This is a genomic window from Solidesulfovibrio carbinolicus (genome assembly GCF_004135975.1).
In the GTDB taxonomy this organism is placed as follows: Bacteria; Desulfobacterota; Desulfovibrionia; order Desulfovibrionales; family Desulfovibrionaceae; genus Solidesulfovibrio; species Solidesulfovibrio carbinolicus.
This window is the reverse complement of the sequence record NZ_CP026538.1, coordinates 756,176-776,587: the sequence shown is the minus strand read 5'-3', so window position 1 is coordinate 776,587 and position 20,412 is coordinate 756,176. Positions and strand designations below refer to the sequence as shown.

22 protein-coding genes and 1 tRNA gene are annotated in these 20,412 nt (G+C 62.0%); 13 read left to right on the top strand and 10 right to left on the bottom strand.

What is annotated here, in order from left to right; all coding sequences use genetic code 11:
• The first annotated feature begins 150 nt into the window (after positions 1–150).
• From C3Y92_RS03485 to C3Y92_RS03465, 5 genes are all read left to right on the top strand, one after another.
• Entirely contained in the window at positions 151–489 is a 339-nt protein-coding gene (locus tag C3Y92_RS03485; protein ID WP_129349536.1) for an IscA/HesB family protein, read from the top strand.
• A gap of 113 nt (positions 490–602) precedes the next feature.
• Positions 603–938, top strand: coding sequence for a hypothetical protein (locus tag C3Y92_RS03480; RefSeq protein ID WP_129349534.1), 336 nt, complete (start codon positions 603–605; stop codon positions 936–938).
• A 121-nt stretch (positions 939–1,059) separates the two neighbouring features.
• Positions 1,060–1,446: a response regulator transcription factor gene (locus C3Y92_RS03475; protein WP_015862477.1), complete on the top strand. Its 387-nt coding sequence runs from the start codon at positions 1,060–1,062 to the stop codon at positions 1,444–1,446.
• A gap of 22 nt (positions 1,447–1,468) precedes the next feature.
• Positions 1,469–3,187, top strand: coding sequence for an HD domain-containing phosphohydrolase (locus C3Y92_RS03470; RefSeq protein ID WP_129349532.1), 1,719 nt, complete (start codon positions 1,469–1,471; stop codon positions 3,185–3,187).
• 297 nt (positions 3,188–3,484) lie between these two features.
• Positions 3,485–4,258 (top strand): LuxR family transcriptional regulator, encoded by a 774-nt coding sequence (locus tag C3Y92_RS03465; RefSeq protein WP_129349530.1) that lies wholly within the window; start codon positions 3,485–3,487, stop codon positions 4,256–4,258.
• Here the strand turns inward: C3Y92_RS03465 and C3Y92_RS03460 are convergent.
• A complete protein-coding gene (locus C3Y92_RS03460) occupies positions 4,179–4,922 on the bottom strand; it encodes an acyl-homoserine-lactone synthase (RefSeq protein ID WP_129349528.1) in 744 nt (247 codons plus the stop codon). The two genes, C3Y92_RS03465 and C3Y92_RS03460, sit on opposite strands and share 80 nt — an antisense overlap.
• A 363-nt stretch (positions 4,923–5,285) precedes the next feature.
• On the opposite strand from C3Y92_RS03460, the gene C3Y92_RS03455 reads away from it, so the two are divergent.
• Entirely contained in the window at positions 5,286–5,489 is a 204-nt protein-coding gene (locus C3Y92_RS03455; protein WP_129349526.1) for a hypothetical protein, read from the top strand.
• A gap of 636 nt (positions 5,490–6,125) precedes the next feature.
• Here the strand turns inward: C3Y92_RS03455 and C3Y92_RS21070 are convergent.
• From C3Y92_RS21070 to C3Y92_RS03435, 4 genes are all read right to left on the bottom strand, one after another.
• Positions 6,126–6,296, bottom strand: coding sequence for a hypothetical protein (locus C3Y92_RS21070; protein WP_165352060.1), 171 nt, complete (start codon positions 6,294–6,296; stop codon positions 6,126–6,128).
• 283 nt (positions 6,297–6,579) lie between these two features.
• Positions 6,580–6,822: a hypothetical protein gene (locus C3Y92_RS03450; protein WP_129349524.1), complete on the bottom strand. Its 243-nt coding sequence runs from the start codon at positions 6,820–6,822 to the stop codon at positions 6,580–6,582.
• Positions 6,823–7,099: 277 nt separating this feature from the next.
• Entirely contained in the window at positions 7,100–7,507 is a 408-nt protein-coding gene (locus C3Y92_RS03440; protein ID WP_129349520.1) for a bacteriohemerythrin, read from the bottom strand.
• 240 nt (positions 7,508–7,747) lie between these two features.
• Positions 7,748–7,823 (bottom strand) — tRNA-Asn (locus C3Y92_RS03435).
• 185 nt (positions 7,824–8,008) lie between these two features.
• Here C3Y92_RS03435 and lysS point away from each other — a divergent pair.
• From lysS to fabZ, 6 genes are all read left to right on the top strand, one after another.
• Positions 8,009–9,619 carry a lysine--tRNA ligase gene (gene lysS / locus C3Y92_RS03430; RefSeq protein WP_235669600.1) on the top strand — a complete coding sequence of 537 codons (1,611 nt, stop codon included), beginning with the start codon at positions 8,009–8,011 and terminating at the stop codon, positions 9,617–9,619.
• Complete coding sequence (locus C3Y92_RS03425) at positions 9,616–10,845, top strand: lipoprotein-releasing ABC transporter permease subunit (protein WP_129349518.1); 1,230 nt, start codon at positions 9,616–9,618, stop codon at positions 10,843–10,845. The genes lysS and C3Y92_RS03425 overlap by 4 nt, the downstream gene beginning before the upstream one ends.
• On the top strand, positions 10,838–11,539 hold the full coding sequence (locus C3Y92_RS03420; protein WP_129349516.1) for an ABC transporter ATP-binding protein: 702 nt from the start codon (positions 10,838–10,840) through the stop codon (positions 11,537–11,539). Before C3Y92_RS03425 ends, C3Y92_RS03420 begins: the two co-directional genes overlap by 8 nt.
• On the top strand, positions 11,511–14,171 hold the full coding sequence (bamA, locus tag C3Y92_RS03415) for an outer membrane protein assembly factor BamA (RefSeq protein ID WP_129349514.1): 2,661 nt from the start codon (positions 11,511–11,513) through the stop codon (positions 14,169–14,171). Before C3Y92_RS03420 ends, bamA begins: the two co-directional genes overlap by 29 nt.
• Positions 14,172–14,281: 110 nt before the next feature.
• Positions 14,282–14,788 (top strand): OmpH family outer membrane protein, encoded by a 507-nt coding sequence (locus C3Y92_RS03410; RefSeq protein WP_015862486.1) that lies wholly within the window; start codon positions 14,282–14,284, stop codon positions 14,786–14,788.
• Positions 14,789–14,859: 71 nt separating this feature from the next.
• Positions 14,860–15,327 carry a 3-hydroxyacyl-ACP dehydratase FabZ gene (gene fabZ, locus C3Y92_RS03405; protein WP_129349512.1) on the top strand — a complete coding sequence of 156 codons (468 nt, stop codon included), beginning with the start codon at positions 14,860–14,862 and terminating at the stop codon, positions 15,325–15,327.
• A 233-nt stretch (positions 15,328–15,560) separates the two neighbouring features.
• Here fabZ and C3Y92_RS03400 read toward each other — a convergent pair whose 3' ends face one another.
• From C3Y92_RS03400 to C3Y92_RS03385, 5 genes are all read right to left on the bottom strand, one after another.
• The gene (locus C3Y92_RS03400) at positions 15,561–16,121 is read right to left on the bottom strand and encodes a hypothetical protein (protein WP_129349510.1); all 561 of its coding nucleotides are present in this window, start codon (positions 16,119–16,121) and stop codon (positions 15,561–15,563) included.
• A gap of 274 nt (positions 16,122–16,395) precedes the next feature.
• A complete protein-coding gene (locus C3Y92_RS21790) occupies positions 16,396–16,632 on the bottom strand; it encodes a DUF5320 family protein (RefSeq protein ID WP_165352059.1) in 237 nt (78 codons plus the stop codon).
• Positions 16,633–16,665: 33 nt separating this feature from the next.
• Positions 16,666–17,376, bottom strand: coding sequence for a DUF134 domain-containing protein (locus C3Y92_RS03395; protein ID WP_129349508.1), 711 nt, complete (start codon positions 17,374–17,376; stop codon positions 16,666–16,668).
• A 153-nt stretch (positions 17,377–17,529) separates the two neighbouring features.
• The gene (locus C3Y92_RS03390; RefSeq protein ID WP_129349506.1) at positions 17,530–17,898 is read right to left on the bottom strand and encodes a DsrE family protein; all 369 of its coding nucleotides are present in this window, start codon (positions 17,896–17,898) and stop codon (positions 17,530–17,532) included.
• A gap of 35 nt (positions 17,899–17,933) precedes the next feature.
• Positions 17,934–18,701, bottom strand: coding sequence for a hypothetical protein (locus C3Y92_RS03385; RefSeq protein ID WP_129349504.1), 768 nt, complete (start codon positions 18,699–18,701; stop codon positions 17,934–17,936).
• A 146-nt stretch (positions 18,702–18,847) separates the two neighbouring features.
• On the opposite strand from C3Y92_RS03385, the gene C3Y92_RS03380 reads away from it, so the two are divergent.
• A complete protein-coding gene (locus C3Y92_RS03380; protein ID WP_129349502.1) occupies positions 18,848–20,179 on the top strand; it encodes a sigma-54 interaction domain-containing protein in 1,332 nt (443 codons plus the stop codon).
• Positions 20,180–20,412: the final 233 nt, after the last annotated feature.

Sequence of the window (20,412 nt, the reverse complement as noted above, 5' to 3'; positions counted from 1 at the left end):
GGCCTTGGCCGCCGGGACACGGCAGCCCTGGCCGCGCCGGCCAAGCCATTACGTTTTTCTTTCGAACAGCCAAAATTCCATCGGCCAGGCGTATTTGACAATGGCCTGGGGCGTGATTACCCGTTAACCATCTCTCGCCTGGAGGTATCCATGGTTTCTTTGAGCGATTCGGCCCGGACCGAACTGGACAACTACTTTGCCGACAAACAAAAAACGCCCATCCGCGTCTATCTCAACAAGGGCGGTTGCTGCGGTCCGTCCCTGACCCTGGCCCTGGACGAGCCCCGGGACAACGACGACGTCTTTGATTTAAACGGTTACACCTTTGTCGTGGACAAGGAACTGGCGGCCATGGCCAGCCCCATCGACATCGACATGACCGACTACGGATTCACCGTGAAATCAAGCCTGCAGCTTGGCGGCGGCTCCTGCGGCTCCGGGGGTTGCGGCGGCGGTTCCGGCGGCTGCGGCGGCGGCTCCTGTTCCTGATCGTCGCGCTCCTCCCCCAAAAAACCGTGTTTGCAGGCCGGCTCCAGCCGGCCTTTTTTCTTCAATTTCCCTGGCCGGTTGACAGCTGTCGTCGCGAAACGTAAGTCACGGTCATGGAGTCTGCCGCCGATTCTCCCATTCGCCTGACCCTGGCCGCCCGCCAGGCCCTGGATGGCCTTTTCCCGGGCGCGTCCCGGCCGCAACTCCGCATCTTTTTGTCTTTCATGCACGCCTCCGGCCCCCGGCTCGACCTTGCCCCGGATTCGGCCACGGACGCCGACGTCGTCGTGGAGGCGGCCGGCCATGCCCTGTGCATGGCCCGGCTGCTGTGCGACCAGGCCGCGCCGGTCACCGTGGACTGCGGTCCGCAAGGTTTCGCCATCCATTCGCGCCTTGATTTTTCCGGGGCAGGCGGCAACTGCGGCGGGGACTGCGGCTCCCATCACTGACGCCTGGCCCGAACCCTTCGCCGTTTTCGGTTTTTTGCGCGCAAATGCCCGTGTGTCCTTGCCTTCGGCTTGGGCATTGACTACCATTCGGGTTGGTTGGCGCCACCCAAAGGAGACGGTCATGCCCGGAACGATTCTCATCGTCGATGATGAGGTCCATATCCGTATGCTCCTGGAGCAGACGCTGGAAGAGCTGGAAGAGGATTATGGCGTGGAGATTCTTTCCGCCCAAAACGGCGAGGAAGGTCTGGGACTCATCAAGTCCCGCAAGCCCGACGTCGTGTTCCTCGACATCATGATGCCCAAGCTCAACGGCTATGAGGTCTGCCAACGCGTCAAGGAAGACCCCGAAGCCACCGGCATCGGCATCGTGCTGCTGACCGCCAAGGGCCAGGAGGTCGACCGCCGCCAAGGCCTGGAACTCGGGGCCAGCCGCTACATGACCAAGCCTTTCGATCCCGACGAAGTGCTCAAGGTGGCCAAGGAACTGCTCGGACTCGACCCCTGAGCGGCCCGGGGAATCTGCCGACATGGTGCCGCTGCGGCGACTGCTCAAAAAAAGGGCCCTGGCCCCCCTGCTCGACCGGGCCAGCCGCATGTTGGGCCCGGGTTGGGCCGCCACGGTCATCGACGCCGCCGATCCCATCCCGGCAAACGTCCATCGGCTCGACCCCCTGCGCCAGGACGGCCTGATCCTGGGCTATCTGGCCTGCACGCCGCCAGGAGGCGCGCCCCCGGACCCGGCCGGCGAGGCCGCCCTGGCCGCAACGGCCCGGTTCGCCGCCGACTGCCTGGAAACCATCATCGACGGCGAGGCCCTGCGCCGGACTCTGGCCGCCGAAACCCTGGTCAAATACCGCGAAGTCTCCCTGCTCCACCGGGCCACCACCGGCTTAAACACCTCCCTGCGGCCCCGCGAAGTCGCCCTGGCGCTTTTGGACGAATGCCGCCGCGGCGAACTGCCGGCCGACTGCGGCATGGTGTTTTTGCGCGAAGCCGCCGACGCCCCTTTCGCGCCGGCCGTGAGCTTTGGCCAGACCATTGCCTGCCGGCTGGACAACATCGCCGCCTCGGCCCTTTTTGCCGCCATCATCGCCAGCCGCAAGGGCGAAATCATAAACGACCTGGCCGCCGACAAACGCTGGGCCGGCGAGGCCGACGTGGCCTCCCTGCTGGTCTATCCCCTTTCGGCTTCGGACAAGTGCGTGGGCATGCTGGTCCTGGCCGGGCCGGCCCCCATGCTGTTCGAGGCCAGCCACCTCCAGCACGTCGGCACCCTGGCCGCCGTGGCCGGCATCGCCCTGGACAACGCCCTGCATTTCAAGTCCGTCCAGACCCTGATCAATTCCCTTATGCAGGCCCTGGCCACGGCCATTGACGCCCGGGACCCCTTCACCTCGGGCCATTCCCAGCGGGTGGCCCGCCTCGGCGTGGCCCTGGCCCGGGCCGTGCACCGCGACGAAGGCGCCTTTGCCGGCGTGGCCTTCACCCCAAGCGACCTTGAGGAACTGCTCTACGCCGGGCTGCTCCACGACGTGGGCAAGATCGGCATCCGCGAGGAAGTGCTCACCAAGGCCACCCGCCTGTCCGCCGGGACCATGGCCGTCATCGGCCAGCGCCTGGCCCTGCTCGGCCAGCTCCAGGGACGAGATTACGGGCCTGAGGCGGAACACCTGGCCCGGATCAACGCCGCCGACGCCGTCACTGACGAAGACCTCGCCCTGCTGGACAGCATCAGCCAGCTGCGCCTGGACACCGCCCACGGGGCCCTGCCCGTGCTCGAACCGGACGAAACCGCCTGCCTGCGCATCGCCCGGGGCAACCTGACCCCCGAGGAACGCAAGGAAATCGAGCGCCATCCCGAGGAAAGCCGGCGCATCCTCCAACACATCCCCTTCCCCGAGAACATGGCCCGACTGCTCGCCATCATCTCCCAGCACCACGAACGTCTGGACGGCTCGGGCTACCCCGACGGCCTGCGCGGCCAGGCCATCTTGCTGCAAAGCCGCATCATCGCCATTGTCGATATCTACGACGCCATCACCATGGCCCGTCATTACAAGCCGGCCCTGTCCCGGCAGCGGGCGCTGTCGATTCTTGGCGACGAGGCCGCCCGGGGCCGCATCGACGGCGAGCTGGTGGCTCTGCTGGCGGCCAACATCGAGGCCGTGGAGCGCGACAGCGCCCGTCTGGAAACCGGCTTCGACCTCGGCGAGCTGCTGTTGGCCCCGTTCCCCGACCTTTCCTGATCCCACCCGCCCGCAAAGGCCACGCGAAAAGCGTTTGCGGCACAGGCTCTCTTCTACAGACTTGTCAACAGACCCAGGTCCGGGTACGCCAAGCTGAAGGCCCTGGCCTCTCCGGGCATCCCACTCCCAGGGCACGCCCGCCCCCGGCAGGCCGCTGCGTTTTGCCGCGCGGTTTGCCTGTCCAATGCGCAAACGCCACGGCTCGACGGCGTGGCCGGCCCATGAACGCCAAGCCTTGCAACAGGGAAACCGTCTCGATCCAACCGGCAACGAAGCTTCAACCACACGGCGCCGCACATGTCTCAAAACGATGGCCCAAGAAAACTGCCGCGACTGTCCAAACTTGACGCGCTTACCCTGCTCGACATCACGGTCAAATGTCTGGAGTGCAGCACGGAAGCCGACTACAAGCAGATATTTGCCCTTTTAAACACCATCGTGCCCTTCGACCAGTCCACTTCGGGCCTGGCCAAGCTGAGCCCGGACGGCGCGGTCGAGTCCTACGAACTGGCCAACATCAACTATCCCGTCGAGTGGCTCCAGACCTACAAAGAAAAGAACTTCAGCGGCATCGACGTCATCGTCAAACGCAACTTCACGTCTTTTACCCCGCAATACTGGGACCAGACCTACAAAGCGCACAAGCCGGCCCGCGAGTTCATCACCCTGGCCTCGGACTTCAACCTGGTCCATGGCTACACTTACGGCGCCAGACCGTTCGGTTTTTGCAAACAGGCCAGCTTGTTTTCCTTTTCCGGAAATTTCAAGAAATATGACCCGATCGTCATTGCCATTTTGCAGACCATCGTCCCCCATCTGCACCTGGCCTCTTCGAGAATCATCGAGTCGCGCCTGATCCAGCACAATCGCAAATTGCTCTCCGGCCGCGAGCGGGAAGTCCTCAGCTGGCTCAAGCACGGCAAAAGCTCCTGGGATATTTCAGCCATACTTCAGATAAGCGAATGTACCGTCAATTATCATATCTACAACATCATAAAGAAACTTGACGTTCAGAATAGGCCACAGGCGGTGGCGGTAGCAACCCACCTCGGTATTCTGGATCCTGATTGAACCAGTCCAGCAGTTCGGGCCGCGAGAGCAGGTTTTTCGCCTCGAATTCCCGCCAGTCCATGATCGCCGCCGCCGCCACCACGCCGTCGGGCATCCGCGTCGGCTCACCGACCAGCACGCAGGGAAAGCCGAACATCTTGAGTAGCCGCAGCACCTTGTATTCGACCACCAGATACAGGTAGCGGACCTTGTTGGGGATGCACCATTGGTAGACCTGTCGATAGAGCATCATAGACACACCTATCGAGCCGATGGATGTCCGCACCTTCGTGCCGCGCTCGTCGAAACTGACGCACAAGCGGGAGACTTCGCGAGTGTCCGGGGCCTTGCGAATGTCGTGGTCCGGCGAGACCAGGGCGCGAAATTCCTTTTCCAGCATGTAGCGATGCTCCGGCGACACCAGGCGCAGGTAAGACAGAATCTTCCGATCCCGAAACACGCCAAAATGCTTGGCCTGGACGTCATAGACATCATGCTCCAGGCCGTCGTCGGCAAGCGGCACCCACCGCAACTCCTTGGCGAACACCTCATGCCGCAACCGATAGGCGGCCTCGACGTCCTGCGTCCGCAACACCCTGGCCGTGACGTCCTGGGCGGCTTCATACGGCAAGCCCAACGAGACGCCGCCGTTCAGACGCTCTCGTGGATTGTATTCGATCTGCATGCGCGACCTCCTTGTTCGCACATGCATATCGAAGCATGAATAACGTATAAACTGTCATTAATGCTAGTTGTTATTGATTTGCTTGTTTATTATAATAAAAAATTTTTGCATTGTTACTAGATAGTTCCGCACTCGTTTAACAGGCCTCCCAACCCCGCCATTTACCCTCAAGCGTTGCAACCGGCTAACAGCCCGGGGCATTTGCAGCGAAATTATGCACATCTGACAGATACTACATTGCTATACAAGATATTAGATACAACGCAACACCCTGTCCCCCTAATTATTTAGAGTAGCCCGCGGATTCGCTTTGGAGCTATCTGTCGATTTGACGGAGCACCCCACTGCGCTTGGAGAATCACCATGGCCAGCCACACCGCCCAAAATGCTTTTATCTCAGTTTTTTACGAACCCATCTACTCGCACAAGGAACAGAAAGCCCTGCTTCGCTACGAACGCGAGGACGGGAGCAAAGGCGTCATCGGCTTGCGGCATGAATCGCTGTCGACCCTGCAAGAAGCCATCAACGCCATTGCCGGCGGCAATGCGTCTGAGGAAAACGCCTAAGCGGGAAACGGTGTTTCCCGCCCCTTCGGCGTAACTGCGGCAGGTTGCGCGGCGGCTGACGTTAGGCTGCCCCATGGCGTTTGTCGTGGCGGGCGTTCGGACATGGTTCCGGCAGCGCTACGGCAGTGCTTGCGGCGTGATGGAGCTGTGCCGTGGGGCAACCGGCCTACGATGTCAGGCAGGCTCCTTCCGCCCGCGCCGGCTCGCCAATGATCCGCACACCGGCCCAGGCAGCGGCCCTGTCCGGCTGTCCTCTGGCGCCGCGCCATCGCCTGGCGATTTCGCGCCGGCGCTTATCCGAACACCCCAGAAAAGGCAGAAACGCCAGACCTGCCGTGATGCTGGCGGCGTCAAAATGAAAAAGGCTTTCTGGGAACCACCCAAAAAGCCTTTTTTGAAAATCGTCCTTCGAAGGAAGGTTGTTTCATCTTTCGCAGGGGTCGCGCCAAATGGCACGCTGAACGCCCGAGACATTTTCAATGAAAATCAAGCTAGTTACACCTACAGCTTGATCCCGCGCCCAGGGCCATTCCTCCTCGATTTGGACAGCATGCAATATCCATCCGGCAACGAACGCCAAGGTGCGGCGAAAATGTGTCCCCGGTCCGGGTCGGCAGGAGCGCCGCACCATGGGCATCACCATTTGGTCTTGTCGAACAACCCGCGTTTGGAAAGTTCCTGGGACTTGTATTTATCAAAGTCAATAAATCCTGGGCCCGTCGCACCATCATTGTTATTGGCGGCTATGGCGAAGATAGCGACCAAGGCAATGAGTCCTACGGCGAGGCTTATAAAGATCCATTCCATGATCCTCAATAACAGGGGCCGGGGTCCATGTCATTAAGCAATATTAGCGAGGCCCGCTGCCCTTCCCTGCTGCGTTCTGGCGAGTTGTCTGGAATAGGCCTTGGGCGGGGTTGGCGTCGATCCCGGGGACGAGAGGGGGGGGGCGATAAGCCGCCGTCAGCGGACGTGGTCTTGATCGCCCCCAATCCGTCCTCCCAGAGGCCGCCAAGCAGCCTACAGCCGAGGTGCGCCCAATCCCAACGCTTCGGGATTTTCTAACAGGAGAGCCCAGCGGCCCTTCGATCTATTTGGTGGCCTCTTGGATGATCTTCATGGCCTCTGCCTTGCGCGACTCCAGGATAAGCAGGAAAACATCCAAGCCCTTTTGCCGGCGGTCCCACCATTCGGGATCGGCAAGGGCGAGAATCGCGTCGGCGACAGTGTCCCGTTTTTCGCGTGGCACGGATCGAAGGCGGGCCATGCACAGGTCCTTTGCCTCGGCCATCTTGTCTGCCAGGGTTGCCCGCTTCGCATCGCCAATTTTCATGAAAGTCCTTTAAGTCTCTCTTGTTTCGAACATCTTTAGCTATGCCCTCGCTGTGACAGTTCGCCTTCCTTGTACCTATCGAAGTCGAACCGGCCGGGCGCACTGCCGGCATCGTGGCATTTGGTCCTCAAGACGAAATCCGCCACCAGGGCAAGAAAGCCCACGGCAAGGCCTGCAGTGATGCTCCATTCCATGAGATGACGGCAGCAGGCGGGGCCGGGCTTGTCATCCTGCCGAGGCATGCCTCCCGACCAGTGCGGTGGGCTGTTGCCGTGGCTCACTTCTGAGCGTCACGAAAAAGGCACTGTCCGAGCATTTTATCTTTGATCGATATGTGGGTCACAAGCCACGACGAAAGCCAATTGAGGATTTCAATATCGAGGACTGATGCATCTTCTCGCGCTTTAAGAGCAAGGGCGTCGAGGGTCGAAACAAACTTCTCGTGCTCGCGCCTATGGTCATCGTAATAGAGAAAATTGTTAATTCGCATCAACACTTCTTCTTCATCGAAGTGAAAGAGAGTATACTTGTACAGATCAAGAAGCAACAGCTTTACGTTTGCCTTGTCTTCACTGCCAACGGCGATGCCGTAAAGTTTTGCAGTCAATTCAAAAAGTCGTTTATGTTGCGTGTCAATCAACTCGTGCCCGATGCAAAGATCGTTGTCCCATTGGATGACCGACATAATTTCTCCATGCCCATGCACTTTGCTCTGTTCAGGGGCAATTTTCATCCGTGCATAGCATGGGAGGGGTTTTGGCGTCCATGGTCTAAAAACGGGAGAGGTGGCGCGAGACGCTCCGAGCAAGGGCAATCTTCACCCCGTTTCATCCTCTGTAATCCGAAAAGGCGGGGAGAGCGCGGGAGAGGATTCGCCGCCCAAAGAAAAAGGGAGCCGGTGGTTAAACCGACTCCCTGAATCTGCTGGCTCCCCGGGACGGACTCGAACCGCCAACCTAGTGGTTAACAGCCACCCGCTCTGCCAATTGAGCTACCGGGGATCGTTGAGGCGAGAAAGGTGTTTATACTTGCCCCGCCGACCCGTCAAGGGGAAATTCTCCCGAAGCGAAAAAACCCTTCGCCGCAGAGCCCAAGGCGCGGCGGGCCGGCCGGCCCATTCTTGACGGGGCACGCTAATTCTCGTAGGCAAATGCGCTTGTCCGGTCGTATCGGCCGGGGCAACGACATGCAGCAACGGAGAACCGCCGTGGGCAGCGACGCGCCACGTAAGAAAGAATACAAGCTCCCGGTCAAGTCCAAGCGGGTGGAGGATTTCCGTCCCCTGCTCGAAAGCCTGGACGCCCGCGACGAACTCAACGAGGTCTTCAAGAACCGCATCGCCAAGGCCGTTCAACTTCTGGACGACGGCGTGGCGCTCTACCCCAACGACTTTGCCAAAGGCGACGACATCGGCCCGGTGGCCGAGGCCCACGAGCCCCTGACCGAGGAAGCCCTGGCCGAACTGGGCCGCATCTTCCGCCTGGCCGGCCGCATCGTGTCCCTGCGTTCCTTTGGCAAGGTGGCCTTTTTCACCATCCAGGACGCCTCGGGCCGCATCCAGGTCTTTGCCGAGCGCGAGACGCTGGGCCAGGAAGCCTACGCGGTCTTCAAGAAATTCGACATCGGCGACATCGTCGGCGTCACGGGCCGGCTGTTTCGCACCAAGACCGGGGAACTGACGCTGCATGCCGACACGCTCTCCCTGGTCACCAAGTCCATGCGGCCCCTGCCCGAGAAGTACCACGGCTTAAAGGACGTGGAGACCCGCTACCGCCAGCGCTACGTGGACCTCATCGTCACCCCGCGCTCGGTGGAGATCTTCAAGGCCCGCACCACCATCATCCGGGAACTGCGCGCCTTCCTCGACTCATCGGGCTTCATGGAAGTGGAAACGCCCATGATGCAGGCCATCCCCGGCGGGGCCACGGCCCGGCCGTTCGTGACGCACCACAACGCCCTGGACATGGGCCTGTACATGCGCATCGCCCCGGAACTGTACCTCAAGCGCCTGCTGGTGGGCGGCTTTGAGAAAGTCTACGAGGTCGGGCGCAACTTCCGCAACGAAGGCGTGTCCACCCGGCACAATCCCGAATTCACCATGTGCGAGTTCTACTGGGCCTATGCCCGGTACACCGACCTCATGGACCTGACCGAGCGGCTGTTTGCCCGCCTGGCCAAGGCCGTCACCGGGTCGGAGACGGTCAGCTACCAGGGTCAGGAGATCAACCTCGCCCCGGGCTGGGCGCGGCTGTCCTTCCACGAGTCCATCGAAAAGGTGGGCGGCATCGATCCCGAGATCATCCGCGACTACGACAAGGCCAAGGCCCTGGTCGAAAAAAGCGGCGAAAAGGTGCTCAAGGGCGACAAGCTCGGCAAGGTCCAGGCCAAGCTCTTCGACATCTTCGTCGAGCCCAAGCTCATCCAACCCCACTTCATCTACCATTACCCCACGGAAATCTCGCCGCTGTCGCGCCGCAACACCGAGAACCCGGAGATCACCGACCGCTTCGAGCTGTTTATCGCCGGGCGCGAAATGGCCAACGCCTTTTCCGAGCTCAACGATCCCGTGGACCAGCGCCAGCGCTTCGAGGATCAGGTGCGCGAGAAAGAGGCCGGCGACGACGAGGCCCACCGCATGGACGAGGACTACGTCCGGGCCCTGGAGTACGGCATGCCGCCGGCGGCCGGCGAAGGCATCGGCATAGACCGTCTGGTCATGCTGCTCACCGATCAGGCGTCCATCCGCGAGGTCATTCTCTTTCCGCTGCTGCGCCCCGAGGGCCAGCCGGGGTCATGAGTTTCGAACTCTTCGTCGCCAGGCGCTACCTGACGGCCCGCCAAAAGCAGGCGTTTATTTCCGTCATCTCGCTCATCTCGGTGCTCGGGGTGGGCCTTGGCGTGGCCTCGCTTATTGTCGTGGTCGGGGTGATGCACGGCTTTTCCACGGAGCTGCGCGACAAGATCCTGGGCATCAACGCCCACATGGTGGCGGCCGTGGCCGGCGGAGCCATGCACGACTACCGCGAGCTCATGGGCAAGGCCGAGGCCGTGCCCGGAGTCCTTGGCGCCACGCCCTTTGTCTATACCGAAGTCATGCTGTCCAGTGCGCGCGGGGTCAAGGGAGTGGTCCTTCGCGGCGTGGACCCGGCTTCGGCCGGCAAGGTGCTGGCCCTGCCCAAGGAAATGATCGTCGGCAGCCTGGACGACCTGGAAATTCCGGGACCGTTTCCGGGCATCGTGCTGGGGCGCGAGCTGGCCGACCGGCTGGGCCTGATCGTCGGCGAGACGGTCAACCTCATGTCCCCGGCCGGCAAGGAAAGCGCCGCCGGATTCTCGCCCAAGGTCAAGACCTTCGTGCTGCGCGGGCTTTTCAAATCCGGCATGTACGAATACGACTCGACCCTGGCCTACGTCACCATCCCGGCCGCCCAGGAACTTCTGGGATTTAAGCGCGACATCGCCACCGGCCTGGAGCTCAAGGTCGCCGACGTGGACGCCGTGGACGCGCTGGCCCCCAAGGTCCGGGCGGCGCTGGGCGGACCGCCGCTTTTCGTGCGCACCTGGATCGACATGAACGGCAACCTGTTCAAGGCGCTGCATCTCGAAAAAACGGCCATGTTCGTGATTCTCGTCATGATCGTGGTGGTGGGCTGCTTTTCCATCATCACCACGCTGATCATGCTCGTCATGGAAAAAACCCGCGACATCGCCATCCTCATGTCCATGGGGGCCACGCCGGCCGCCATCCGCAAGATCTTCATGCTTCAGGGCATCATCATCGGGGTCGTGGGAACCGCCCTGGGCTATGCCCTTGGCCTGGGCGTGGCCCTGGCCCTGGAAAAATACCAGTTCATCAAGATTCCCGGCGACGTCTACCCCATGGACCACTTGCCGGTGCGTCTGGATTGGTCGGACATGGTCATCATCGGCGTCACGGCCCTGGCCCTGTGTTTCCTGGCCACCATGTATCCGGCCCGCCAGGCGGCGCGCCTGAGTCCCGTGGAGGCCCTGCGCCATGACTGAGCCGCTGCTCTACGAACTGCGCCAGCTGCGCAAGGTCTACCAGGGCCCGGCCGAGGAAGTGACGGTGCTCTCGGGTCTCGATTTCGTCATTGCCAAGGGCGATTCGCTGGCGATTTTAGGGTCTTCCGGCTCGGGCAAGTCCACCTTGCTGCATCTTTTGGGGGCCTTGGACCGGCCGACGTCGGGGCAGATCCTGTTTAACGGCCGGGACTTGGCCGGGCTGGGGCCGGTGGAGGCGGCGGCGCTGCGCAACCGGGACATCGGTTTCGTGTTCCAGTTCCACCACCTGCTGCCGGAATTCACCGCCCTGGAAAACGTGGCCATGCCGGCGCTCATTGCCGGCATGGAAAGAAAAGAAGCTTTTGCGCGGGCCAGGGCATCTTTGTCGCTCGTGGGACTTGATGAAAGGGTGGAACACAGGGTAACAACCCTTTCCGGGGGAGAGAGGCAGAGGGCGGCTATCGCCCGTGCTGTCTTGTTGCGGCCATCCGTTCTGTTGGCCGATGAACCCACCGGCAATCTTGACGAAGCCACAGGCGGCCGGGTCGGCGATATGCTCGCCCGCCTCAACGCCGATCTGGGCATGACGTTGGTTGTGGTTACCCACAACCATAACCTGGCCGCTCTCATGGGCCGGAGACTGGAGCTGCAGGGTGGAGAACTCTATGCGCGGAATGAAACGAATCGGTCTTAAAGGGCTTTTGCTCGCCGCACTCTTGTTGGCGGCGGCGGGGCAGGCCCTGGCCCAGTCCGGCAAAGTGCTGGTCGTGCCTTTCGCGGTCAACGCTGCCGACGCCCTGCATTCCGTACAGGGAAGCCTGCCTCCGATTCTGGCTGAAAAGCTCAAGGCCCTGGGCGTCACCGCCCAGGCCGAGGGCGGCAAGGCCGCCCCGGACGCCGCAGCCGCCCGCAAGCTGGCCGGCGCGGCCCGGGCCGAATACGTCGTTTTCGGCAGCATTTCCAAGGTCGGCGAGGGGCTGAGCCTCGACGCCCGGGTGGCCAAGGTCGGGGGTGGGGAGCCCCAGGCCGTGTTCGCCTCGGCGGCGACGGTGATGGGCCTGGACGCCGCGGCCGCCCAGCTGGCCGACAAGATCAAGCCCCTGGTGGCCGTGTCCACGGCTGCGGGCGGCGGCTCGGACCGCATTGTCGAAGTGGACGTCGAAGGCAATTCCATTCTCGACAAGGAAGTGGTCATCCTCAAGGTCAAAAGCCAGGTCAACCAGGCCTATGATCCCAAGACCGTCAACGACGACGTCAAAAAGCTCTTCGACATGGGCTATTTCGACGACGTCCAGGTGCGTCTGGACAACGTGGCCGGCGGCAAGCGCCTGACCTTTGTGGTCAAGGAAAAGCCGCGCATCCAGGCCATCGGCGTCACCGGCAACGGCGACGTGAAAAAAGACGACATCCTGGAAGCCATGAGCACCAAGGCCGGCGGCGTGCTCAACCTCAAGGTCCTGGCCGACGACCTCGGCAAGATCCGCGAGCTCTACAGCAAAAAAGGCTACTACAAGACCGAAGTCACCTACGAGTTGGAACAGACCGATCCCCGCATCGCCCGGCTCAACATCGTGATCAAGGAGCCCAAAAAGCTCTATATCAAGGAAGTCAAGATCGAAGGGGCCAAGCAGATCAGCGCTGGCGATCTCCAGGACGAGCTGGCCACTTCCACCCGCCACTTCTGGTCCTGGGTGACCGGCTCGGGCGTGCTCAAGGAAGAAATGCTGGAGCGCGACGCCGCCGCCCTGGAATCCTATTACGCCAACCGCGGCTTCGTTGACGCCCGGGTCGGCCAGCCCGAGGTCATCTACGGCGACGACGGCATCACCGTCATCTTCCGGGTTGAGGAAGGCGACCGCTACAAGGTCGGTTCCGTGGCCTTCTCCGGCGACCTGCTGTTTGACCAGCCCAAGCTCATGGACCGGGTCAAGCTCGACGAGCTCTCCGGCAAGGGCGAATACTTCAACCGGTCGGTGGTGCGCGACGATTTGAACGCCTTGGCCGAACTCTACGCCGACGACGGTTACGCCTTTGCCGAAGCCGACGTCGACATGCAAAAGCACGCCGACACCAAGACCATCGACATCACCTACATGATCGCCAAGGGCCGCAAGGTCTATGTGCGCCGGGTGACCATCGAGGGCAACGACAAGACCCGCGACAACGTCATCCGCCGCGAGGTCAAGCTGGCCGACGGCGACATGTTCTCGGGCTCCAAGCTGCGCCGCTCCAACGAGCGCCTGGACAAGCTCGAATACTTCGAAAAGATCGACATCGAGACCGTGCCCACCGACAACCCGGGCGAAGTGGACATCAAAGTCAAGGTGAAGGACAAGAACACCGGCTCCATCAGCCTCGGCGCCGGCTATTCCACCTCCGACAGCGTGTTCTTCGGCGGCTCCGTCGAGGAGAAAAACCTCTTCGGCAAGGGCTACCACGCCAAGTTCCAGGGCATGTTCAGCGGCAAGTCCAGCCGCGGCATCCTGTCGTTCACCAACCCCTACGTCTACGACACCAACCTGTCCGTGGGCGCCGACATCTACCAGGTCTACCGCGCCTACGACGACTTCAAGAAATCGACCTCCGGCGCCAAGCTGCGCTTTGCCTACCCCTTGGGCGAATACACGATCCTGTCGTGGGACTACCGCCTGGACCACTACCACATCTACCACACCAACCCCTGGGCTTCGAGCGTCATCACCGAGTCCGCCGGCTGGCACTGGTCGAGTTCGGTCTTCGCCTCCATCGACCGCGACACCGTGGACAGCGCCACCAAGCCCACCAAGGGCACCAAGAACACCCTGTCGCTGGAATACGCCGGCGGCGTGGTCGGCGGCGACGACGCCTTCGTCAAGCCCATGTTCACCTCCAACTTCTTCTACCCGCTGCCCCTGGATCTCGTCTTCCACTGGCGCGGCCAGGCCGGCGTGCTCCTGCCCAACGCCGGCGGCGACATCCCGGTCTACGAACGCTTCTACCTCGGCGGCATCAACAACGTCCGCGGCTACGAGCTGGACAAGATCTCGCCCAAGGACCCCTGGACCGGCGAGCGCATCGGCGGCAAGGCGGAGTTTTTCACCAACTTCGAAACCATCTTCCCCATCAGCAAGTCCAACGGCCTGTTCGGCGTGGCCTTCTTCGACGCCGGCAACTCCTGGCGCGAATACGACCAGGTCTGCTGGGACTTCTACCGGGCCGTGGGCGCCGGCGTGCGCTGGTACTCGCCCCTGGGCCTGATCCGGGTGGAATACGGCTACGGTCTCGACGCCGACAAACACAATCTGCAGCCGTCCCAGATCGGCTTCTCCATGGGACAGACCTTCTAGGCAGTCCGCGACGTGGGCGAAGGCCGGAACACGTTTCCGGCCCTTTCGGAATACAGACCAACGGGGGGCCAACGCCCCCCGCAAACGTGAATGGATCAAGGAGCGAAATAATGGGCGTTATGGTTCGGGTTTTCTTTATCATGGCCGTGTTGGCGATGCCGGTTGCGGCGTTTGCCCAGGGAAAAATCGGCATCATCAACCTCGATGACGCCCTGTCCAACTCCAGCGCCGGCAAATCTGCCCTTGGCAGCCTCAAGTCGAAGTTCGAAGCTCGGGAAAAGTCTTTGGCCGCCCAGGGCGACGAGCTCAAGAAAATGCAGGACGAGCTGCAAAAGAAAAGCGTGGCCCTGTCCCAGGACGCCATGAAGGCCAAGGCCGCCGACTTTGAAGCCAAGGCCCGCAAGTACATGGAAGACCGCAACAAGCTGCAGCAGGAAGAACAGCAGTCCCAGCAGACCGTGCTGCAGCCCCTGCTGACCCGCCTGCAGAAGGTCGTCAGCGATTACGCCGCGAAAAACGGCTTCTCCGTCATCCTGGAGTCCCGTTCCGTGCCCTACTTCGATCCCAAGCTCGACGTCACCGCCGCCATCCAGGCCGAATTCGACAAGAGCAAATAAGGGACCCCATCCAGCCAATCCAGGGCCGGGACGCTGCCGCGTCCCGGCCCTTTTCTCATGAGGAGACCGCCATGGCCGAGACGAACAATACGGTGATCGGCATCACCGAAATCCAGAAGCTGTTGCCCCACCGCTACCCCTTCCTGCTGGTGGATCGGGTGGTGGAGCATGTCCCGGGACAGTCCATCACGGCGATCAAAAACGTCACCATCAACGAACCGTTTTTTCAGGGGCATTTCCCGGGGCTGCCGGTGATGCCCGGGATGCTCATTCTGGAAGCCCTGGCCCAGGCCGGCGGCGTGTTGGTGTCGAAATCCCTGGAAGGCCCCTTGGGCGAGCGCATCTTCATGTTCACGGGCGTGGAAAAAGCCAAGTTCCGCAAGCCGGTCGTGCCGGGCGATCAACTTGTTTTGCGCTGTTTTGACCTCAAGCGCCGCATGACCTTGTGCAAGATGCGGGCGGAAGCTTCCGTGGCCGGCGTCGTGGTGGCCGAAGCCGAACTGAGCGCTGCCGTGGTCGATGGGGCGAATCTGGGCTAGTGGTCTTTGGCTGACGCGCCCAACGGAGCCCTTGCAAGGGACGCTGCTCGACGGAAGATCAAACAATCAAGGGACAAGACCCCCGCGGACAAACGGCCCGGGAGCATCACTCCCGGGCCATTTTGCATTGCTGATTATCGTGGACGCTCACACCCAAACAGCAGGGCTGGAAGTTGAGCGACTGTCACCGTTGCGCCAAAATACACATCCCATGGCCCCGCTCCACAGGCTGGCTAAACAGCCTTGGGGCGATTCATGCCGAGGCTGTTGAGATAATTTCTGGCTTCGACGCAACCCAAAAAGGCTGCCTTTTCAATGTAGGGCAGGGCCAATTGCCCCTTGCCTTGCATCAGCAGGCTCGTACCTACGCCGAAACAAGCCGTGCCATTGGTGTGGTTGTGCCGCAAGACCGCCAGGAATTTGCGGCAGGAAAGCTTGTAGTCGCCGCTCTCAGCCGCTTGGACTGCTTCAAGAATCAGTGAATTTTCCGCATCCGCCGTGTCATCCCGGGCTTTTCGGTTGGCAAGAGCGAGGCATAGGTCATCCAAAGCATAACGTACGGCAAAGCCAACAATAAGGTAGGAAAAAAAAACGATGGTATACGGATTGAATACCGCATCATAATCGTAGACGGAGACGAAGCACATGGCTAATTCGGCAATAACGGGAAGGGCCAGGCCGGCGATAGCCCAGGCTTGCCCTTGGTGCTCATAGATATAGTAGACAGTATAACCATGTATGGCGGCCGCCAATAAGATATTGACCACCAAAGCCAATCTTCTGAAATACTTCACAACGACTCCGATCGGACAAAAAACCTCAACGTTCCTTCCTCGATCCGTCGTTCTTCAAAAGCCGCGCAGGCAACAAAGAGCTACGGGGTAAATTTTCCACAATGATTTCCGTGTTAGCAGACTTTTTCCATGAACGCCAGTCAGGCTTGGTTGCATTCCAACCGCAACTGCGGTGCGGGCAGCCTCACCGGATACAAACAAACCGGCCGGTCGGCATGTGCTCGCAGCACGTGCCGACCGGCCGGTCTGTTGTCCAGGCTCGGGACGCCTGACGTCACTCGGCGGCAGCGTCGCAGCCAGAGCCGCCCAAAGGCTTGATGCCGCCAGCGCAACGTCCGCGCCTATGCCGCAGTCCCTGCCCCTGCCTGCCGGCATTGCCGCCTCGGCAGCCATGCCGGCCATTTCCCTGGTTCGCACGGTCCTGAACCTGTTGCCCGCCGCCGCAATATCCACGTCCGCGCCCTGTACGGCTTCCCTGGCCCAAAGGCCCCGTACCGTCATGACCTGCCATAGGTTTGCTCCTTATCGTAGAGTGATGTTGCTGTTAGGCGTCCATGGCCGCGCCGCAGCCCGGGCAAAACGCGCCAGTGGAAGACGCGCCGCAGGCCGGGCACAGTCGCTCCAGGGACTTCTGCCCAATCGGCTCCTCGCCGGCCGCCGTCTCCGGTGTCGAGGCAAAGGCCGCCGCCTGTCCACGTCCGCGACCGGTTCCACGCCCCTGCCCTTGGCCCAAGCCACGGCCCCGGCCCGGCCCGCCCTGGCCGCCTTGTCCCTGGCCGCCTTGTCCCTGGCCGCCTTGTCCCTGGCCGCCACGTCCGCCCAACCCGCTGCGTCCCTGGCCGCCCCGGCCGCAACGGCCGCCTTGTCCTTGTCCTTGCATGTCCGTGTCCTCCTCGACGGGGCCGTCTACGCCGTAACCGGCCGGTCCCGTCCGTTCGTTTTCAGGGTTGCGCGGGCCATCTCCAGCCAAACGGTAACTGCCGCCCTCGATGCGAAGGGCCAGCCCGCCGACCAGGGCCGTGGCCGCGGCGCGACGCGCCTGGGCCAACACCCGCCCAAATGTATGTCGCGAAACACCCATGGCTTCGGCCGCCGTCTCGGCGCACAGGCCTTCCAGATCGGCCAGGCGCAGGGCTTCCAGCCCTTCCACCGGCAACACCACCTCTTCGGTTTCCCGAAGGGATGCGCCCTGGGGCTTGAAAAACGTGGCCGTCGGCACGGCCGCCACCCGACGATGTTGGCGATGACGGGGCATGTTCGTCTCCTTTGTAATGCTCATATGAGCAAAATAAGCGTTCTTCGCAGCGGGTCAAGGCCTGACGGCCTTAATTTGCTCAATCGCGCAAAAAAAAGGAGCCGGACCAAACCGGCTCCAAAAGACAAGTAACAATCCAAGGTGTTGGCAACGCTAAAAAGACAAGCAGCTCACCCCGTCCTGGACCAGGAGGTCCATGGCCTGACCGCCCGTGCCCAGAACCCACATGGGGTCAAGCTCCTCGGCCGCAAGGCCCCGGGCGTGGCAGCACGGCGTGCAGACGTAAAACGGCAGGCCCTTGGCCTTCTCGCGCAGCCAGCCGGCATGGTCGGCCAGGCTGTCGCCGGTGACGGCCCGCACCCGTTCGGCAATCTCGGGCTTGGCCAGATAAACCGCGTCGTCCACGAGCAACATGCCGGCCAGCGCGCCGCGTTCGGCCGCCAGCTTGGCGAACTGAAAGGCCCTGGTGGCCTTGGATTGCTCGTCGGGTCCGCACGACACCAGGAAAAACACCTTCTGCATGGCAGCTCCTCCTTGAAGCCTCGGATGTTGTCGCCCTACTCCTCGCCCCCAGCGCCCAGATGCGTCAGAAAAGCCGTGAAGTTGCCCGTAAACTCAAACGACCCGACATGGGTGAACACGCTGTGCACATCGGCGAAAATCTCGCCGCCCATGTCGGTCCACCGTTTGCAAAAGGCATAATCCTCAGGCAGATACTCCCGGTTTTCCACATCAATGGCCGTGTCGAAAAAGGCCACGTTGTTGATGTTGTCGTCGTTGGTATGGGAATAATCATAGCCAAGCTCGGGATAATGCGCGGCCATGCGTTCCAGGGTCTCGCGCTTGATCATCATGAAGCCTGTGGCGCCGTACTCCACCGGCAAAAGCCCCGTCACCGGCTCGGGCCGCCCGCCCGGCTTGAGCTTGACCGCATAGTGCATGGACGCGCCGGCCGCCACCCGGGACAGCACCTTGTTGTCGATGCAGCGCAGCTTGTCGATGTCCAGGTACTTGACCGGGTAGATGCCGCAGACCACGTCCTTGTCGGCTTCGAGGTACTTCAGCGGCAGTTCCGGCGAAAAGCCGATGTCCGCGTCGATAAACAGCAAGTGGGTATATTCCTTGAGCCGCAAAAACTCGTTGGCGATCAGGTTGCGCGCCCGGGGAATGAGGCTCTCCTGGGACGGGGTCAACATCCCCGTCTTGATGCCCTGGCTGTCCAGAAAGCCGATGCACGACACCACCGCCCGCAAATACGCCACCGTCACCTGGCCGCTGTAGGCCGGCGTGCCGATCATCAGCATGGGCTTTTTGCCACCCTCCATCGCGTCTCCTCCCCAGGCCGCCCGTCAGGGTCGGCCGCTTTCCCGCTCTATCCGGCCAGGACGAAATAAAGTCAATTGCTTTTAGGCCCTTGGACAGCAACGACGACCTCGGTTACATTCCCTGGACCAGCAACAAGGCGGCAAGCATGGCGCTCCCTCGCGACATTTTATGCGAATCCATCATGGAATCCCTGGCCGACGGCGTCTTCACCGTGGACGCCGACTTCACCATCACGTCGTTTAACCGCGCCGCCGGAGCCATCGCCGGCATCGCCCCCGAGCAGGCCCTGGGGCGCAAATGCTGGGAGGTCTTCCATTCCAGCCTGTGCGACGGGGCCTGCGCCCTGGGCCACTGCATCGACAACGACGACACCCTGCAAAACCAGTCCATCTTCATCGTGCGCCCCGACGGCGTCAAAGTGCCGGTCAGCATCAGCGCCGCGCCCCTGCGCGACGCAGCCGGCCGCATCGTCGGCGGCGTTGAGAGCTTCCGCGACATTTCGGATTTAAGCCGGTTGCGCAAGGAACTCGAAGGCGTGCGCACGGTTGAGGACATCCTCACCAAAAACAAGGCCTTGGCCCACACCCTCGATCTGCTGCCGCCCATCGCCGAATCCGGCGCGGCCGTCCTTGTGCTCGGCGAATCCGGCGTCGGCAAGGAACTCTTCGCCCGGGCCATACACAACCTGAGCCCTGCCGCCAAAGGCCCCTTCGTGGCCGTCAACTGCGGGGCCATCCCCGGCCAATTGCTGGAATCGGAACTCTTCGGCCATGTGCGCGGCGCGTTCACCGACGCCAAGACCGACCGCAAAGGCCGCTTTGCCATGGCCCAGGGCGGCACGCTGTTCCTCGACGAAATCGGCGAGCTGCCCTTGCCCCTGCAAGTCAAGCTCCTGCGCGTGCTCCAGGAACACGCCTACGAACCGCTGGGATCCGACACGTCCACCACCACCAACGCCCGCATCGTCGCCGCCACCAACCGCGACCTCGAAGCCATGATCGCCGAAGGAACCTTCCGGCGCGACCTTTTCTACCGCCTAAGCGTCGCCCGCATGGCCCTGCCGCCCCTGCGCTCCCGGCCCGAAGACATCCCGCTGCTGGCCCACGCCTTTATCGAACGCCAAAACCTCATCGGCCAAAAAGCCGTCACCGGCCTGTCCGACACCGCCACCCGGACGCTTTTGCGCCACGACTACCCCGGCAATGTCCGCGAGCTTCAAAACATCATCGAATACGCCTGCATCCTGTGCTCCGCCGGCCGCATCACTCCCGAACATCTGCCCGACTATCTGCTGCCCAAAGCCAACACTCCCGCCGCGTCTTCCGCCAACGCTCCAACCACCCTGCGGGCCGCCAAATACCACGCCGCCAAGGCCGCGATGGCCCGGCACAACGGCAAAACCATGGCCGCCTGCCGCGAACTCGACATCACCAAGGACACCCTGCGCCGCATCCTGCAAGCCGGCCCCGGCGACTAACCCAGAACGCCGCCCCCTCCCCGCTGACAGCTGGTTGGTTCAAGCGCAGTCCCCATCTCTCCCGTGCCGGGTAGCCCCTGGCGAACCGGGTCGTTGGAATTTCGCGGGCTTCGAGCACCCGGCGACAGCCGGGCGCATCGAAGCCCGCGAAATTCCAACGACCCACGCGGCGCAGCCGCCAAGCGCGTCAGCGCTCAAAGCGCTTCAGGCACCTCCGCTCGCCGCTGCGGCCC

Coding starts and splice junctions, on each gene's coding strand:
- C3Y92_RS03380 (WP_129349502.1), top strand. CDS start 18,848: ATGGCGCTCCCTCGCGACATTTTATGCGAATCCATCATGGAATCCCTG.
- C3Y92_RS03465 (WP_129349530.1), top strand. CDS start 3,485: ATGTCTCAAAACGATGGCCCAAGAAAACTGCCGCGACTGTCCAAACTT.
- lysS (WP_235669600.1), top strand. CDS start 8,009: ATGCAGCAACGGAGAACCGCCGTGGGCAGCGACGCGCCACGTAAGAAA.
- C3Y92_RS03390 (WP_129349506.1), bottom strand. CDS start 17,898: ATGCAGAAGGTGTTTTTCCTGGTGTCGTGCGGACCCGACGAGCAATCC.
- C3Y92_RS21790 (WP_165352059.1), bottom strand. CDS start 16,632: ATGGCAGGTCATGACGGTACGGGGCCTTTGGGCCAGGGAAGCCGTACA.
- C3Y92_RS03420 (WP_129349516.1), top strand. CDS start 10,838: ATGACTGAGCCGCTGCTCTACGAACTGCGCCAGCTGCGCAAGGTCTAC.
- C3Y92_RS03450 (WP_129349524.1), bottom strand. CDS start 6,822: ATGAAAATTGGCGATGCGAAGCGGGCAACCCTGGCAGACAAGATGGCC.
- C3Y92_RS03385 (WP_129349504.1), bottom strand. CDS start 18,701: ATGGAGGGTGGCAAAAAGCCCATGCTGATGATCGGCACGCCGGCCTAC.
- fabZ (WP_129349512.1), top strand. CDS start 14,860: ATGGCCGAGACGAACAATACGGTGATCGGCATCACCGAAATCCAGAAG.
- C3Y92_RS03485 (WP_129349536.1), top strand. CDS start 151: ATGGTTTCTTTGAGCGATTCGGCCCGGACCGAACTGGACAACTACTTT.
- C3Y92_RS03455 (WP_129349526.1), top strand. CDS start 5,286: ATGGCCAGCCACACCGCCCAAAATGCTTTTATCTCAGTTTTTTACGAA.
- bamA (WP_129349514.1), top strand. CDS start 11,511: ATGCGCGGAATGAAACGAATCGGTCTTAAAGGGCTTTTGCTCGCCGCA.
- C3Y92_RS03475 (WP_015862477.1), top strand. CDS start 1,060: ATGCCCGGAACGATTCTCATCGTCGATGATGAGGTCCATATCCGTATG.
- C3Y92_RS03395 (WP_129349508.1), bottom strand. CDS start 17,376: ATGCCCCGTCATCGCCAACATCGTCGGGTGGCGGCCGTGCCGACGGCC.
- C3Y92_RS03470 (WP_129349532.1), top strand. CDS start 1,469: ATGGTGCCGCTGCGGCGACTGCTCAAAAAAAGGGCCCTGGCCCCCCTG.
- C3Y92_RS03410 (WP_015862486.1), top strand. CDS start 14,282: ATGGGCGTTATGGTTCGGGTTTTCTTTATCATGGCCGTGTTGGCGATG.
- C3Y92_RS03425 (WP_129349518.1), top strand. CDS start 9,616: ATGAGTTTCGAACTCTTCGTCGCCAGGCGCTACCTGACGGCCCGCCAA.
- C3Y92_RS03440 (WP_129349520.1), bottom strand. CDS start 7,507: ATGTCGGTCATCCAATGGGACAACGATCTTTGCATCGGGCACGAGTTG.
- C3Y92_RS21070 (WP_165352060.1), bottom strand. CDS start 6,296: ATGGAATGGATCTTTATAAGCCTCGCCGTAGGACTCATTGCCTTGGTC.
- C3Y92_RS03480 (WP_129349534.1), top strand. CDS start 603: ATGGAGTCTGCCGCCGATTCTCCCATTCGCCTGACCCTGGCCGCCCGC.
- C3Y92_RS03460 (WP_129349528.1), bottom strand. CDS start 4,922: ATGCAGATCGAATACAATCCACGAGAGCGTCTGAACGGCGGCGTCTCG.